This is a genomic window from Staphylococcus canis (assembly GCF_016238445.1).
GTDB lineage: Bacteria > Bacillota > Bacilli > Staphylococcales > Staphylococcaceae > Staphylococcus > Staphylococcus canis.
In genome coordinates this window covers 36,696-52,415 of sequence record NZ_JABANU010000008.1, presented here as the reverse complement: position 1 = coordinate 52,415, position 15,720 = coordinate 36,696, and the positions used below count along the sequence as shown (strand labels likewise).

At 36.6% G+C, this 15,720-nt stretch carries 13 protein-coding genes; 4 read left to right on the top strand and 9 right to left on the bottom strand.

The features are described from left to right. Positions 1-22 precede the first annotated feature (22 nt). The 3 genes from HHH54_RS04425 to HHH54_RS04415 all read right to left on the bottom strand — a co-directional run bounded on the left by HHH54_RS04425 (position 23) and on the right by HHH54_RS04415 (position 3,272). On the bottom strand, positions 23-1,057 hold the full coding sequence (locus HHH54_RS04425; RefSeq protein ID WP_198617633.1) for a Gfo/Idh/MocA family protein: 1,035 nt from the start codon (positions 1,055-1,057) through the stop codon (positions 23-25). 5 nt (positions 1,058-1,062) lie between these two features. Next, the gene (locus tag HHH54_RS04420; protein ID WP_198617632.1) at positions 1,063-2,154 is read right to left on the bottom strand and encodes a Gfo/Idh/MocA family protein; all 1,092 of its coding nucleotides are present in this window, start codon (positions 2,152-2,154) and stop codon (positions 1,063-1,065) included. A 137-nt stretch (positions 2,155-2,291) separates the two neighbouring features. Further along, entirely contained in the window at positions 2,292-3,272 is a 981-nt protein-coding gene (locus HHH54_RS04415; protein WP_198617631.1) for a LacI family DNA-binding transcriptional regulator, read from the bottom strand. 1,189 nt (positions 3,273-4,461) lie between these two features. Here HHH54_RS04415 and HHH54_RS04410 point away from each other — a divergent pair. After that, on the top strand, positions 4,462-5,265 hold the full coding sequence (locus HHH54_RS04410; RefSeq protein ID WP_198617630.1) for an SDR family NAD(P)-dependent oxidoreductase: 804 nt from the start codon (positions 4,462-4,464) through the stop codon (positions 5,263-5,265). 77 nt (positions 5,266-5,342) lie between these two features. On the opposite strand, the gene rbsK is transcribed toward HHH54_RS04410, so the two are convergent. From rbsK to rbsR, 4 genes are all read right to left on the bottom strand, one after another. After that, a complete protein-coding gene (rbsK, locus tag HHH54_RS04405; protein WP_198617629.1) occupies positions 5,343-6,251 on the bottom strand; it encodes a ribokinase in 909 nt (302 codons plus the stop codon). A 15-nt stretch (positions 6,252-6,266) separates the two neighbouring features. Then, the gene (rbsD, locus tag HHH54_RS04400) at positions 6,267-6,671 is read right to left on the bottom strand and encodes a D-ribose pyranase (protein ID WP_198617628.1); all 405 of its coding nucleotides are present in this window, start codon (positions 6,669-6,671) and stop codon (positions 6,267-6,269) included. Positions 6,672-6,683: 12 nt separating this feature from the next. After that, a complete protein-coding gene (gene rbsU / locus HHH54_RS04395; protein WP_198617627.1) occupies positions 6,684-7,565 on the bottom strand; it encodes a ribose/proton symporter RbsU in 882 nt (293 codons plus the stop codon). 142 nt (positions 7,566-7,707) lie between these two features. Continuing rightward, positions 7,708-8,697 (bottom strand): ribose utilization transcriptional repressor RbsR, encoded by a 990-nt coding sequence (gene rbsR, locus HHH54_RS04390; RefSeq protein ID WP_198617626.1) that lies wholly within the window; start codon positions 8,695-8,697, stop codon positions 7,708-7,710. 158 nt (positions 8,698-8,855) lie between these two features. Here rbsR and uptA point away from each other — a divergent pair, with 158 nt between their 5' ends. Beyond that, complete coding sequence (uptA, locus tag HHH54_RS04385; RefSeq protein WP_198617625.1) at positions 8,856-9,470, top strand: undecaprenyl phosphate transporter UptA; 615 nt, start codon at positions 8,856-8,858, stop codon at positions 9,468-9,470. A gap of 960 nt (positions 9,471-10,430) precedes the next feature. On the opposite strand, the gene HHH54_RS04380 is transcribed toward uptA, so the two are convergent. Beyond that, positions 10,431-10,922, bottom strand: a complete 492-nt coding sequence (locus HHH54_RS04380) for a TspO/MBR family protein (protein WP_198617624.1) — start codon at positions 10,920-10,922, stop codon at positions 10,431-10,433. Between the two features lie 68 nt (positions 10,923-10,990). Further along, positions 10,991-12,493: an NAD-dependent epimerase/dehydratase family protein gene (locus HHH54_RS04375; RefSeq protein ID WP_198617623.1), complete on the bottom strand. Its 1,503-nt coding sequence runs from the start codon at positions 12,491-12,493 to the stop codon at positions 10,991-10,993. Positions 12,494-12,826: 333 nt separating this feature from the next. Here HHH54_RS04375 and HHH54_RS04370 point away from each other — a divergent pair, with 333 nt between their 5' ends. Together HHH54_RS04370 and HHH54_RS04365 are read left to right on the top strand one after the other, a co-directional pair. Beyond that, positions 12,827-14,011: an MFS transporter gene (locus tag HHH54_RS04370; RefSeq protein ID WP_198617622.1), complete on the top strand. Its 1,185-nt coding sequence runs from the start codon at positions 12,827-12,829 to the stop codon at positions 14,009-14,011. 536 nt (positions 14,012-14,547) lie between these two features. Next, the gene (locus HHH54_RS04365; protein ID WP_198617621.1) at positions 14,548-15,720 is read left to right on the top strand and encodes a M20 family metallopeptidase; all 1,173 of its coding nucleotides are present in this window, start codon (positions 14,548-14,550) and stop codon (positions 15,718-15,720) included.

Sequence of the window (15,720 nt, the reverse complement as noted above, 5' to 3'; positions counted from 1 at the left end):
GAATACGCCTCTCTTTTTATGTTTATAGTTGTATGGTTTGCTTTTTCTCATTACTTTCATAAATGGCTTCGATGATTTGACTGACACGTCTTGCCTCTTCCATTTTCACTACAGGTGTTTCAATTCCGAGACAACTCTTAATAAAATTATCAGTTTGTCGCTCAGCTGCTTTATCTTCATTAAGCGTTATATCTTGTTGATGAATGAGGTATTCACCATTTCTAGGTTCGTAGACTTCAAATGGAAACAGTTGAAGGCCACCTTTCTCCCCGGAAATACTAATATCTAATTTGTCACTATTAATATTCGCTGCCCAAGAGCATTCAAACTGCAACGTCGCATCGTTATCAAACACGATATAGCTTGTAGCGTGATCTTCAACATTAAACGTCTCATGATCAAATTCGCCCCAGTCATTGATTTGATGTGGTTGCTTACTTAACTTGTTATATGTACGACCCGACACTTCAGTAGGTTGCGTTATTTGGAGTAACCACAAAACAAGGTCTAACACATGACAACCATAATCAATTAAACAACCGCCACCTTGTAACGCTTTATTCGTAAACACACCCCATCCAGGCACTTTACGATGTCTTAAAGCTTGAATTCGAGATACAACAGGACTCCCAACAACACCTTCATCTATGCGTCGTTTGGCTTCTATCGCAACATCTGTAAATCGATAATGATAGGCTACCGTAAGAATTTTGTGATGCTTTTTAGCGGCCTCAATCATGTCATCGCACTCTTTTTTAGAAATCGCCATTGGTTTTTCACACAAGACATGTACACCTGCATTTAAAGCAGCAATTGCAATCTCTGAATGAAATTTATTCGGCGTACATATGACTACCGCATCCACTTGATCAAATAATGTATCGTAAGACGTCGCAACATGTGCGATATTAAATGTTTGAGCAACTTGTTCCGCTAAGTCTAAGCGCACATCAAACAATGTTGTAACTTCAGCTTGTGGGTGCTCCATTAGTAATGGGATATGGCGGTCTTGCGCAATACCACCGACACCAACAATGCCAACCTTTACTTTCTCCATGATGATTACTCCTCTTCGTGCGCGTTAAAATAGACTGCTTTACCCGTTTTAGCCGATTCGTAAATACCTTCTAAAATTTGCGTCACTACCATCGCTTCTTCCGGTTTGACAACGGGTTCTGTATCATTTTTAATACAAGCAATCCATGCTTTCGCTTCTTCCTCAGCTTCATCGACTTGATCTCCTTCATAAAAGTCGACGCCTTTATTTTCTAACTCTATCTTTTTAGAATACAATGTACCTAAATCTTCACCATGGATTCTCAAACCATCTTTCATATCTGCGCCGCCTTCAGTTCCAGACAATGAACATTTAGCTTCATCGACTTCGAGTGAATTCAAGGCCCATGCTGACTCTAGTATAATCGTCGCACCATTTTTCATTTTAATGAATCCAAATGCTGAATCTTCAACTGTGAATGCCTTTGGATCCCATGGTCCCCAAGCATTTGCTGCATTTTCTTTTTCACTTAACTTATGGAATGTTGACCCCATCACAGATTCTGGTTCATAATTGTTCATCATCCAAAGTGTTAAATCTAATGCATGCGTCCCTATATCAATAAGTGGACCGCCGCCTTGAGCTTCCTCATCTAAAAACACACCCCAATTTGGAACAGCGCGACGTCTAATCGCATGACCTTTCGCAAAATAAATATCTCCCAGATCCCCACGTGATGTGACTTCATGCAAATATTGACTATCTGCTCGAAAACGATTTTGATAACCAATCGTTAATTTCTTACCAGTTCTTTGAGCAGCTTCAATCATTGTTTTCGCTTCTTTGGTCGTCTTAGCCATTGGTTTTTCACACATGACATGCTTACCAGCTTCAAGCGCTGAGACTGTCATATCGCAATGTAAATGATTGGGCGTACACACATGTACAACCTCTATGGATGAATCTTTTAATAATTCATGATAGTCGGTATACACCTTAGCTTCAGCTGTACCAAATGTTGCTGCAGCCTCTTGTGCTTTCGTCACGTCAATATCACAAAACGCTGTAACTTCCACATCTTCTACTTTGATTAAGCTTGGTAAATGCTTTCCTGTCGCAATACCACCACAGCCAATCACTCCAATTTTAATGGTCATATGATGCACTCCTGTCTTTGATATCATTACGCATCAAAATAATTGCTTTTGCACTTATTTTGTAATCGATTACAATTTTAATATAACAAAAATGCACTGGTGTGTAAACGATTACATCACAGTACATTTCAATTATTTTATGTAGATTGACGTTCTAGTAAATAGCCTTCTAATAATGTGCTTGTCTCTTCTATTTTTTCACCCTTAAGCAACTTCAATAGCTTCTCCATCGCGAGTTGACCAATCTGCGTTGTAGGTTGCGCAAATGTTGTTAAACCTGGATCTACAATGTCAGATAATATGATATTGTCAAAGCCAACAAGCGCCATATCTTCTGGTACATGTAACCCATATTTTTTCAACACTTTCATAATCCCTATTGCCATCTCATCATTTGATACAAAGAGCGCTGTCGGTTTCTCATCTAGATTCATCAGCGCTTCACCAATCTTAATTCCAGATTCTAATGAGTAATCTCCTTCAAAAATCCATGATTCATTAACATTCAAGCCATGTGCGCCCATCTCTTGACGAAACCCTTTAGCACGATACTGTCCTAAAAGACCATCCATAGGGCCCGCAACGTGACCAATACGTGTATGACCTTTTTGGATTAAATGACGCGTCATAACAGCAGCGCCTTCAATATTATCAATAGACACTGAAGCCACATGACTATTTTCAATCTTTTCACATGCTAATACAATAGGGTATTGTTCGCTAAGCTTTTCCAGATTCTGAACATCTAAATATGACGTCAATACTATCATGCCGTCTACCTTCTTCTCATACAAATATGAAAAATAGAGATCTGCTTCTTTATTTTGCGTATCCCCCAAAATTACTTCATACCCATTACTACGTGCGATATTTTCAATATTTCTTAAAATCTCTGAAAAATATGAATTCGTAATATCTGGAACCACTACAAGTATCGTCATCGTTTCCATTTTTCTTAATTGACGACCAAGATTATTAGGATGATACCCTAACGCTTCTGCTGCATCAAGCACACGTTGGCGGTTGTGCGCCTTAACTCTTCCCGTATTACTTAACACTCGTGACACTGTCGCTGTCGAAACATTCGCTAACTTTGCTACATCTTTCACACTTACCATAATAAAAGTCCCCTTTGTCCAAACATACATCCCCTTTAATATAACATAAATACACAGATGATTTAGAATCAGTGTAATGAAACCTCTAACAAAACCATGGCAGTGATATTCATTCAAATAAAAAAAGACATCATACTTTAAAAATACGGTGTCTTTTAGCATTACTTGTCCCCTATTACTCGGGGTACTTCTCGATTTTTTGGTTAGCCGTAGCAAGCTTAATAATCCAAATAATTACGTTCTTGTCCCCTATTACTCGGGGTACTTCTTGATAAAGATGAGCTCATCAAAAAGTTCGTTGGTTAAGGGCGATAACCCCTTACTTCATTATAAACGGAAGAGACTAAAATGAAAAGAGAAAAAAAGAAATGTAACATTTTATATAATGATAGCCGTTCTTAAAGAAATTACGCGAGAAAAGTTCGGAAAATATCCTAACAATAAAATAAGTAAATTTGTTTATATATAAATTTGGTACTATTGATTAGAATCGCTTAGTTAAGGTAATGATGATATGCGAATTAGTGATATAAAGATGTGCACTCATGATTAGATAGAAAATTATTTCGATTATCGTTGCTTCAACAATATTATTAACCGTATGTGGAGTTAAATACGTGAAAAATATGTCCTGGAATTAGAGAATAAGGATAAATTGCAAAAACCCCTCAACCTATAAAGGAATTACCGAATAAAAACAAAATCTATAATATTATGCCTCATCCATTCTATTTTCATATATAATATGATATATAAATCTTTATAATTAAAGTGATCTAATACTAAATTTGAAGCATTTATAGTCCCTATGCCTAAACTATAAACAAGAGGAGGTCAAATACCAAATGAGCAAATTCAAGATAGGAACGATAATATTTATTTTTTTATTACCTGAGATAATCAAGTTAGCAAGAATTTTGCATATGCGAACATTAGGATATAGATATGAAGGTGATGAGCTAGTTAAAATTCAAAAAAACAATTGATTATTCGATTCATAAGTGAAGTAAGTCCGTATAAAATTGTAAAGAATAACATAGGGAGACCAACTAGTACTAATTGTGATTATAAGCCAATGTCAACAACTAGTGAAACTCCCAACATCTATTTATTTCCTCATAATGTGCTTTGTTTTAGTTCTATGATGAAAGCGGTTAGAATGGGAGGTACAAAGGGAGGAGGATGTATTATGTTGTTATTAGAAGATAAAGTTGCAATCATTACAGGCGCTGCGGGTGGTTTGGGTAAAGCTCAAGCATTAGCGTATGCGAAACAAGGTGCAAAAGTGGTGATTACAGATATCAACCAAGAGCAACTTGATGCGGTTGAACAGGAGATTATAGCAGAAAATGGAGAAGTTTTATCTGTAGTTGCGGATATTGGTCAAAAGAAAGATTTAGAAAAATTAGTATCTACTGCTTTAGATACGTTTGGAAAAGTCGATATTTGTGTCAACAATGCCGCAATTCTTGCTAATTTTAAGCCGGTTTTAGAAATTGATGAAGAAGAATGGGATCGCATTCTTAATATTAACCTTAAAAGTATTTACCGCTTAACGCATTTATTATTACCGCATTTCTTAGAACGTGGATCAGGTACGTTTATTAATGTATCATCTATCGGAGGTACGATTGCGGGTGTAGGTGATGCAGCTTATATCACATCAAAACACGCAATTAATGGTTTTACGAAACAGTTAACTTATGATTATGCGCATAAAGGCATTCGTGCTGTAAACTTAGCGCCTGGCTTAACCGCTTCACCAATGGTCAATAGTGCTGTGGAGGACCAACATCCTCAAGCCTTACGCCAAATCAACTCAACACCAACTGGTAAAATTGGCCAACCTGAAGAAATCGCCTTCTTCTCAGCATATCTTGCGAGTGACTATGCGAGTCGAATTAATGGTACAACAATGCATATTGATGGTGGTCAATCTATTGGTGGCGAAGCGAAATGGGTCGACCCAACGTCACACAATACACAATCATAAATACACATAAATGAAACCACGAGAACGGGACGTATTTAAGGATTTCTCCTTTGCGTCCAATTCTCGTGGTTTTCAGTTTATTGAATGTCATCCAGCCATGGTATCGAAATTTGTGCACCTGACTTTTGAACGGTATAAGATGCTGCTTTATTCGCAAAATCAATCGCTTCTTCTAAGTTCATCGCATTACGATCAAATCGACTGACAAATGCGCCAATAAAAGTATCTCCTGCAGCTGTAGTGTCTACAACCTTAACTTGATACGCTTCAACAAGGCCTGATGTGTCTTTTGTAGCGTAATATGTACCGCGTTCTCCAAGTGTGATTAATACGACTTGAATGCCTAAATCAAGAAAGTACTCTGCATTTTGTTTCATCGATGCATCATCTTCAACTGGAATGCCTGATAGTATTTCCGCTTCAAATTCATTCGGTATGATAACGTCAATGAGTGTTAACAATTCTTTTGATAATGTGCTCGCTGGGGCAGGGTTTAAAATCGTTGTTACACCGTGTTCGCGTGCAATTTCAAACGCACGAATAATCGCAGGTACTGGAACTTCAAGTTGCGCAACGATATAGTCTGCTTCTTGTATGACAGACGCCGCTGCTTCAACGTCTTCTGGTGTAATTGTCATATTCGCACCACCATACACATAAATCATATTATGCCCTTCAGCATCAACAGTAATAAAAGCTTGTCCTGTATCCGCACTATCAGATTTTAAAATATAATCTGTATTCATGCCCGCTGCTTCAAAGCCTTCAAACATAAAGTCTGCGATACCGTCTTGTCCAACTTTTGAAATAAATGTAGTCTCTGCTTGCATACGTGCTGTCGCAATCGCTTGGTTCGCACCCTTACCGCCCCCATAGTTATGTTGACCTTCTTCAACATGCAGTGTTTCTCCAGGTTTGGCGTAACGTTCTACCGTTAAAAAGCGATCGACATTCGTTGATCCTAAAATCACAACTTTTTGTGCCATAATGTATGACCTCCCTTAAAATGTGACATTTGATTCTAAAATAATATTAGAAAATGGCGTCACTTCGCCTGTACGAATATTTCCTTTGTTTAACGGATGACTCAAATATGCTTTCATTTCTGTATGTGGAATATACGCAATCTCAACATTGTCTTGTAATAACGATTGAATCTGCTTCAATTGTTCTGGATTATGCGTTTTAATTTCTTCAGCTAAATAGACTTTTTGAACTTCCATTTCTGAAAGCACAACGTCTAAAACATCTATAAATCGTGGCAATTCCTTTGTGATCGCTAGGTCAATACGGCGTTCATCATTTGGAATCGGCATACCTGCATCGTTAATTGAAAGTAAATCAAAATGACCTATTGTCGCAATGGCTTGTGAGACATGACTATTCAGTACACGTGTTTTCTTCATGATTATTCCTCCTTAACGTATAAATACCGTTACCGTTGCGGCAACAAGAATTAAGATTAATCCAATAATTGTTACGAACATTTCTTTTGATGTTTTACGTTGATTTAAAAAGTAAATGCCCGTTAACGTCGCAAGGACAACTGAAGTTTGTGATAATACAAACCCTGTCGCAAGTCCGTTCATATCCGGTTGTGCTGAAATTAAATACGTTAATGCCGCAAAAGCGAAAAAGAAACCTGAAATAATTTGAAGCCACGTCACTTTAGCAGTAAATGGATTGTCTTTCTTAATAAATAAGCAACCGTAAATCACCGCTACAATCACCATACCGATAGCTTGAGGTAAAAATGCCGCTTTCCCACCAATATCTGTCGCTTGAGGGGCAGCTGAATATAACCAATATCCAATTTCACCGATTAATAAAATCACAACAGCCTTTTTCAACTTATCACGGTCTTGACTTAATTTATCTTCACGCCATACCGTCATCCATGCACCGACTAAAATCACTAAGAGTGCAGTAAATCCAATAATTTTATTTGTAGTACCTGGCCAGTTGCCTAAAGCAAACACGCCCCATAATGACGCACCTAATAATTGGAATGCCGTTGTAACAGGCATGGCTTTAGATGAGCCAATATATGTAAATGCCTTAAATGTGAGAATTTGTCCAAAACACCATCCTGCACCGGATAATAAAGAAAAGACTAAATTCATCCCTGTTGGAAAATGTTGAGCCGTCATTGTCGCGAAAGCAAAAGCGAAAATCAATGTACCTAACGTTGTCCCGATAATTTGATGTACGGGTTTACCGCCGAATTTAGACGCGACTGTTGGGAATAATCCCCAACCTAACAGTGGTCCTAAACCGACAAGGAGTGCTACTACATTCATATAAACACCTCATTTTAGAGTCTCTATTTTAATTTTGGTAAAACCTTTTACTAAATTTAATATTAGCACGTTTACCTTCATCTGTATACGCTTTCACAATATTTTCATAAATTCTATAATCTCAGCATTTTATACACTGTTTCTAAATGCGTTGTGTGGTTTCTCGAACAATTAATTGATTTTCTAGCGCTACTTTTTCTAATTCCGCTTCAGGTGATTTGATTTTTTTCAACATCAATTGAATTGCAGTTGCGCCGATACGACTCATAGGTTGTGCAACCGTTGTTAATGCCGGTGTCAAAAATTGAGAAATCGCAATATCATCATAGCCAATAACTGAAAAATCTTCAGGAACACGCAATCCTTGTTCTGCTAATCCTCTCATAATCCCAATCGCCATCTCATCATTAATCGCAAAAGCCGCGGTGACACCACTTTCAATCAGTTTGGGGACAATCGCTTTACCACCGTCCATTGATAATGTCGTCGCAATTTTTAAAGGCATCGCTTGTCCATGTATTTCACAATACGCCTCAAAACCTTTCACACGTTCATGCATATTAGCCATCAACAACTCAGGATGCACAATCGCAAGCTGTTTATGGTTCAGTTTCACAAGATGTTCCGCCGCAAGTCGCCCACCTTCCCATTCATTTGTACGAATCACGTCCGTAAAATCATGGTCTTCACTTTGATCTAATACAATATATGGCACATGATGTTTTTTCAGATACGCATCTATATCTACCGGATGATGAATAAATCGTGCAATAATTAAGCCATCCATTCCTCTTTCAACTAAATGTTTGATATTCTCCTCAATCTGCGCTTCAGATGTACTTAAAAAGAACAAATCCACATGGTCAGGCTTATGGTCTTCCATACTTTGAATAACTGAAGAGAAAAAAGGATTTGTTAAACTCGGAATAATGACCCCAATCAATCGAATATGCGCTTTACGTAACTGTTGCGCATTTTGATTTGGAATATACCCAAGCTTATCCCTTGCTGCTAACACACGATCCACCGTCGTTTGTGGAAACTTTTTAGGACGTTGATTTAAAATTAGAGATACCGTTGTCAGTGAAACTCCCGCTTCTTTCGCAACGTCTTTAATCGATACTTTCTTCACTGTTTCTTCCCCCTTAACACTCTCATCATACCACCTCTATTCATAAATAGGGATATTGTGAGGGATTATTATGATATTTTTCAACATAACGTGGTAAACTACACTTACGACATCTCGAATCAACTTACCATTTTGACATAAAGGAGCTTAAACGCTTTATGGAACAACTGATTACACATTTTATTAGTCAGTGGGGCTACTTAGCGATTTTCATACTTATTTTATTAGAAAACGTCTTACCTGTTGTCCCATCTGAAATCATTTTAACCTTCGCCGGTTTAATGTCCGTCAAATCACATTTATCAATACCAATGTTATTTATTATTTCAACAATCGCATCGTTAATTGGACTTTCAATTTTATATTATTTATGTCGTCTGATTAATGAAGAAAGTATTTATCGATTCATCGATCATCGCGGGAAATGGATGAAAATCAAAAGTAAAGACGTCAAACGTGCCAACGACTGGTTCAAACGTTATGGCGCATGGGCAGTATTACTGTGTCGCTTTATCCCAGTCCTTCGTGTCCTCATCACTATTCCAGCTGGTATCAATAAAATGAACGTCTTTCAATTTTTAATCTTATCGATGCTCGGTACAACAATTTGGAACTTCGGGTTAATCTTATTAGGACGTTTATTAAGTGACAGTTTCGACGCACTGATGGCAGGCTTACACACGTACGCTTACGTGATGTATGTGGTCATCATTATTGCCGCACTTTACATCGCCTATCGAATATTCTTTAAAAACAGACAACGCGTGAAGTAATAATTGAATTCACATAAATAAAAACATATATTTTTGACGATATCCCCTCTAATTACGATTTGAAAAAATTGAATTGAGGGGATTTTACATCACTATAGACGAGGGTGCATTAGGGTTATTATTGAATGATAAGATATCAAATGTTATTTTGAATACAGTAACGTAAAGTGAAAATTGTATTGATAGCTTTGAAAGGGAGGGTTATTTTAAGATTTTTTATTTTTGTATGTTTTTTCATCTTATATTTTGTGCTTAGTGCTTTCCTCGCTTTAGTGTCACCTTTGCAGTTTGATATATACATAAATCTGGTCTCCTCACTGTTTTACGCATTATTAATGATCTCGTTTTACTTTGTTATCAAAGGGTCAAGTAATAAAAATTAGAATACAACTATATTATGAAAAGACATTTGGAGTATCCTAATTTAAGTCGATATTTAAATATTTATTTTGTAGTGATAGAAAACTAAAACGTCATTATAAAAATTAAGACATTAGACTATTATTTAGACTTATTTTTGGGAATGATAAAAAATAATAAGATAATAATTATTATACTTATTGTTGAATAGATAATGTTGGCATCACTAGATATATTGGTCAAATTCAACAATATACCACAAACTATTAATAACAAGACAATTACCCCTGACAAAATCGAAGCATTTTTCATTTTTAAAACTCCTTAAACTTTAATAAAGTTAAATTAAAAATCATTTAAGAAAGCAAGGTGATTGCATGGTAACATTTTTAATGCTATTTCTTTTTATATATTCTATTGTAATTACGATAATGTATTTTAACAAAAACAAGTAATCATTTTATGGTTGTTAAGTAAAAAAGATCCCGAGCCATTCGGAATCTTTTTTTACTTATATATTATCAATAATTATCTTCCTGGATTACTGTTATGCTATACTTTCTAATTTACTATATATTTAGCCTACCGGTAGTCTTAAATTTAATCTTCTGAGAACTTTGGATTATCTTTATTAAGATACCAGTTTCCTGCTGTTAAGTATGTCGCAAAAGCACACCACAATGCATAAGGTATTAATAATATCCCAGCAAGTTTGTGCACTTTGAAGAATGAAACGGTTGTAGCAACCACTGTTCCGAGTAAAGCAATGCTTTCAATGAGTGCGCTAAAGCGTAGTTTCAATCTAAAATATAAAATAGTCCATGCATAGTTTAACGTAAGATGACTATAGTGCCATATTTTAATAGAGCGACGTTGAGACTGCCTTCTGACTAACATGTACGCCACACCCATGCCTGTATAAAGTAATGTCCAAACAATTGGAAAGACATACCCTGGTGGTGATAATGGTGGTTTCACGTTCTTTTGATAATCCTCGCGTGCGTTTTGTACGGCGAATTTACCAATGAGTTGCCCGCCAATTAATGGGGTAAGGGTGCGCACAGTTTGAGTGAGTTTTGTTCGTAATGACATACTTTTCCTCCTTTATATTAAAATAAGACGACGAAAGATCGTCGCCTTTTTATTATCGTTCTGGATGATTATAATTCTGCGCTAGACATGTTGTTTTCACGTGCGATTTCCTTTTTTCTGTTATATAAACGGTAAATCACACCACTAATGATGATAATAGGTACGATGATTTTTCTCATGGAATCCCCTCCTTTCGATTGATGCATGTGTTCAATTTTATATTTAAATAAATTCATCACACTTTTGTGCACTTTGGCTTGTGTTAATTTATATAACCACCATGGTAATGTAGGTTCATACTCTTGAAGTGCGATAATACATTCATCGCTATTAGGTAAGCGTCTGAATTCAAGTCTTGCGTTGCCACCATTGGAATCACATGCAAAATCTCCACCAACAATACGATATAAAATACGCTCACGATCTGATAGTCGACGATCTTTTTGAAGGCGTAATAAGTCTTTATTCAAAAATGGAACGGCAATGATGAAATTATCTTCATCAAATTGACTATTAACGACATTTAACGTTATTGTATTTAAAAATCTAGCATATATTTCAGCTAAATCATGCATCGTCATATCTTGAGGTAACGCTACTCGAGAAATAGCTCGGACATCTTTAATTTCACGTTTCGATTGTTTTTTCGATTGCTTACGAGACGTATGTGCTTCTTCCTCTTCAAGTGCGACACGTACGCTCTCTTTAAAACTCACTTCACCAACTGAAATCCCATCGACTATTTTAGATTCACGACGTACCATATCATGAATAAGACTGTCCATTAACGGATAAACCATTTCTTTAGGTACTCCTGATATGAGTTTCACCCAAAACTTACTTAACCAAATCGGAATGACTGGTACATCTATTGATGGAAGGCGTTTATTGAGTACTTCAGCTGTCTCGTCAAATAACGCTTTATACGTCATATGTCTTGGCCCACCGATATCAATCGATTCATTATCCTCAGGTTGACGTGCTACAACTTGATATAATCCATGAATAACATCTTTAATCGAGACAGGTAACGTTTTATTGTAAGCCCATTTTGGCAAAGCAAGTATCGGCAAACGTTCCACGAGTCGCTTCAAAATTGGATAAGAACTTCCTTTTGCGCCAATAATTAATCCCGCACGTAACGTACTTACAGGTACACCGTACGATCCTAAAATTGATTCACACTCTAAACGGCTTCTTAAATGCGGAGATAACGTATCCGTTTCTGGAATCAGACCACTTAAAAAGACAATATGTTTAACATGATTTGTTTGAGCTGCGCGTGCAAAATTATCCGCCAAAATCGCATCCATATCTTCAAAATTAGCTTGCGTTAATTTCGCTGAAGGCATCATTGAGTGTACAAGATATATCGCAGTATCCACGTCTTCCATCACTTCTGTAATCTCACTCAAATCAAAAAGATCCGCAGATTTCCATGTTACATGCTCTTCATTTTGTTTATTTTCAATATTTCTCGAAATCGCTATAATTTCATAGTCATCTTTCAATTTCTGCATCAAGTGACTTCCGATATATCCAGAAGCCCCGGTTAACAATACCTTTTGCATCAATGTCGCCTCCATAAAAGATGGATTCCACTCGGCATTCATCTCTCAAATTTATTTCAGTTTATAACTCACGTGCTCAACCCTTGCATTTAGTATACCCGAGCACTCTTAATCATAACCATTTCAAAAAAATAATAAATGAAATAATCAAAATCAATAATTATTTAACCATTTATATAAATAATGTCTTCTACCTGCTTTCACACCGTTGTGCTAATTGTGTTTCAATTCTTAATAATCAAATATATATAATATAAAATTTTAAGCAAATTCATTTAGATAAATAATAAAATATGTCATACTACTATAGTATGTTTTATGGAGGTGCACGTTATGGAAGAGACATTCAAATATAATCGTGTAACAACGATTTTCTTCATTACTGGTATCGTTGTCATGTGTAGTTTATATACAGCCATTCCCATGGCACCTTTTATCGCAAAAGACTTTGGGATATCAGAATCTACAGCAACGTTAAATGGTGTAGCGTTTTCGCTTGCTTATTCTATCAGTTGTTTACTATATGGCGTGATTTCAGATAAATTTGGTAGAATTAAAATCATCTTAATTGGATTATTAGGTCTATTTATCATTTCTGGTTTATTATTTTTTGTACAAACTTTTACATTATTTATTGTGCTACGTATTTTACAGGGAATTTTTGCGGCGGCATTCTCACCTGTTTCACTCGCATATACGACAGAAATGTATCCCCCTGTAAAACGAATTACAGCAATTAGCTTCATCAGTACAAGTTTTATGCTGTCAGGGATTATCGGGCAAAACTTAAGTGAGATTTTAGCTGAATTTTACAGTTGGCGTGTTACTTACCTTGTATTAAGTATTTTATACGTCATCCTTGTTGCTATTATATTTAAACAAGTGCCTGAAAGCCCGCATCGTGATCCTAATGTAAAAATTACACGTTTTTTAGGCAACTTTAAAGGCATTCAAAGAGAGACAGCGATTCTCGGCTGTTTTTTTGTTTCACTCACATTACTTACAAACTTTATTAGTATGTATACGTTACTCAGTGACTACATCGAATCGTCAATCGTTCAAGGCGATATTACAACGAACTTTATAGTGAAATTATTAGGTATTATTGGCATGTTAATGGCCTTATTAGCAGGACGTTTAAGTGATAAATTCAGTGTAAAACGTGTTTTACAAGCATCAATCGTCGCACAAATCATCACATTACCATTCATGGCATTAACATCTAACATTATTATCATCACCGTATTAAGTATTATTTTTGTAGGAGGTATAGCGATTGCGATCCCTTCCGTTATCTCAAAAATTGGCATGCTCGCAGATTCAAACAGAGGCTTTTACATCTCAGTCAACACATTCATCCTATTCCTAGGCACAGCCATCGCACCTATTCTCTCCCTACAACTCGAGAAACTCACACACTACTTTTACATGTTCAGCACACTCACAATCATCGCCATCCTCGCCTTCATCATCTCCACACTCATCCCAAAAGGCGTACATCTCAAACAAGGTCATTGAGGAAGTGTTTAGGATTCAAGCAGAATGGAATAATGCGCAAAAATTGGTTTTTAATTTTAGCGTATTATGTAATTCTGTCGAGAATCCTACTTCCGAAATGCCGTCTATAGCCTCCCACCACATATGGCACAAGGTCATTGAGAGAGCGCTATGAATTCTAAAGAACCACTTCGGATGGAGTCTCTTATCTAAAGGTTATCAACCATATTAAGCCTCCAGACGTTAGTGGTTCTTACAAATGCGTGCGAGCGCATTTGTTCATTTAACACTTGCACTTAGCGAAAGTTCTACTGAAAATCTTCCTTCTAAAATACCACAGCTCCTTATTTCACTTTATAAAACCAAACCTACTTATAACTTTTAACGAGTGATATATAAATGCTTTCTTTCTCCACTTATTTTTTGCATTTTTACATATATTTTTGATTGAGTTTCATTATTTTTTTAACGTATCGCTTCATATTTGATTATTAGTATACTTCTTATACACAAATTCTCAAAATATTCTATACTATATGTGTAAGGAGATGATTGTCATGCATAAACAACTTATGAATGTTTTACGGGAAAAAGAGTCAAAAATGATTGAAATTAGGCGCTATTTACATCAGCATCCTGAACTTTCTTTTCATGAAACACAAACAGCTCAATACATCGCCGACTTTTACAAAGATAAAGATGTATCTGTTGAAACGAATGTTGGAGAACGAGGCATCAAAGTAACGATTGATTCTGGTCATCCGGGTCCAACACTTGCGATACGTGCTGATTTTGATGCATTGCCGATTGAGGAAGATACAGGGCTTCCATATGCTTCTCAAAATAAAGGGGTCATGCATGCTTGTGGTCATGATGCACACACCGCTTATATGTTAGTACTTGCAGAATCGTTAGCGGAAATAAAAGATCAATTAAAAGGTAAAATCGTCGTAATCCATCAACCTGCTGAAGAAGTACCGCCTGGTGGAGCGATTGGTATGATTCAAGACGGTGTATTAGACGGTGCTGATCACGTGTTAGGTGTACATGTGATGAGTACGATGGAAACTGGTAAAGTGTTCTATCGTCCTGGTTTTGTTCAAACCGGACGTGCTTACTTTAAATTAAATGTCATTGGGCAAGGAGGACATGGATCTTCTCCACATACTGCAAACGACGCAATTGTTGCCGGTGCACAATTTGTGACCGCAGTACAAACGATTGTTTCTAGACGGTTAAGTCCTTTTGAAACAGGGGTTATTACGATCGGTTCCTTCGATGGTAAGGGGCAATTCAATGTGATTAAAGATCGTGTTGAAATCGAAGGAGACGTACGAGGCTTAACAGATGAAACTAAAGCTAAAATTGAACAAGAACTCAAAACAACTGCACACGGTATCGAAGCATTGTACGGTGTGACGTGTGAACTTGATTATCAAGATGATTATCCGGCTTTATATAATGATCCAGACTTTACAAATAAAGTAGCAGAGACATTACAACAGGCCAATTTTGATGTGGAACAGTGCGAACCACAACCGCCATCTGAAGACTTTGCGTACTATGCGAAAGAACGACCTAGCGCATTTATTTATGTTGGTGCTGCACCAGAAGATGGTAAAGCATACCCACATCATCATCCAAAATTTAATATTAGTGAAAAGTCCTTACTCACATCCGCACAAGCTGTTGGTACAGTAGTATTGGATTATTTAAAAGGGGAGAAATAA

Coding starts and splice junctions, on each gene's coding strand:
- HHH54_RS04425 (WP_198617633.1), bottom strand. CDS start 1,057: ATGGAGAAAGTAAAGGTTGGCATTGTTGGTGTCGGTGGTATTGCGCAA.
- HHH54_RS04420 (WP_198617632.1), bottom strand. CDS start 2,154: ATGACCATTAAAATTGGAGTGATTGGCTGTGGTGGTATTGCGACAGGA.
- HHH54_RS04415 (WP_198617631.1), bottom strand. CDS start 3,272: ATGGTAAGTGTGAAAGATGTAGCAAAGTTAGCGAATGTTTCGACAGCG.
- HHH54_RS04410 (WP_198617630.1), top strand. CDS start 4,462: ATGTTGTTATTAGAAGATAAAGTTGCAATCATTACAGGCGCTGCGGGT.
- rbsK (WP_198617629.1), bottom strand. CDS start 6,251: ATGGCACAAAAAGTTGTGATTTTAGGATCAACGAATGTCGATCGCTTT.
- rbsD (WP_198617628.1), bottom strand. CDS start 6,671: ATGAAGAAAACACGTGTACTGAATAGTCATGTCTCACAAGCCATTGCG.
- rbsU (WP_198617627.1), bottom strand. CDS start 7,565: ATGAATGTAGTAGCACTCCTTGTCGGTTTAGGACCACTGTTAGGTTGG.
- uptA (WP_198617625.1), top strand. CDS start 8,856: ATGGAACAACTGATTACACATTTTATTAGTCAGTGGGGCTACTTAGCG.
- HHH54_RS04380 (WP_198617624.1), bottom strand. CDS start 10,922: ATGTCATTACGAACAAAACTCACTCAAACTGTGCGCACCCTTACCCCA.
- HHH54_RS04375 (WP_198617623.1), bottom strand. CDS start 12,493: ATGCAAAAGGTATTGTTAACCGGGGCTTCTGGATATATCGGAAGTCAC.
- HHH54_RS04370 (WP_198617622.1), top strand. CDS start 12,827: ATGGAAGAGACATTCAAATATAATCGTGTAACAACGATTTTCTTCATT.
- HHH54_RS04365 (WP_198617621.1), top strand. CDS start 14,548: ATGCATAAACAACTTATGAATGTTTTACGGGAAAAAGAGTCAAAAATG.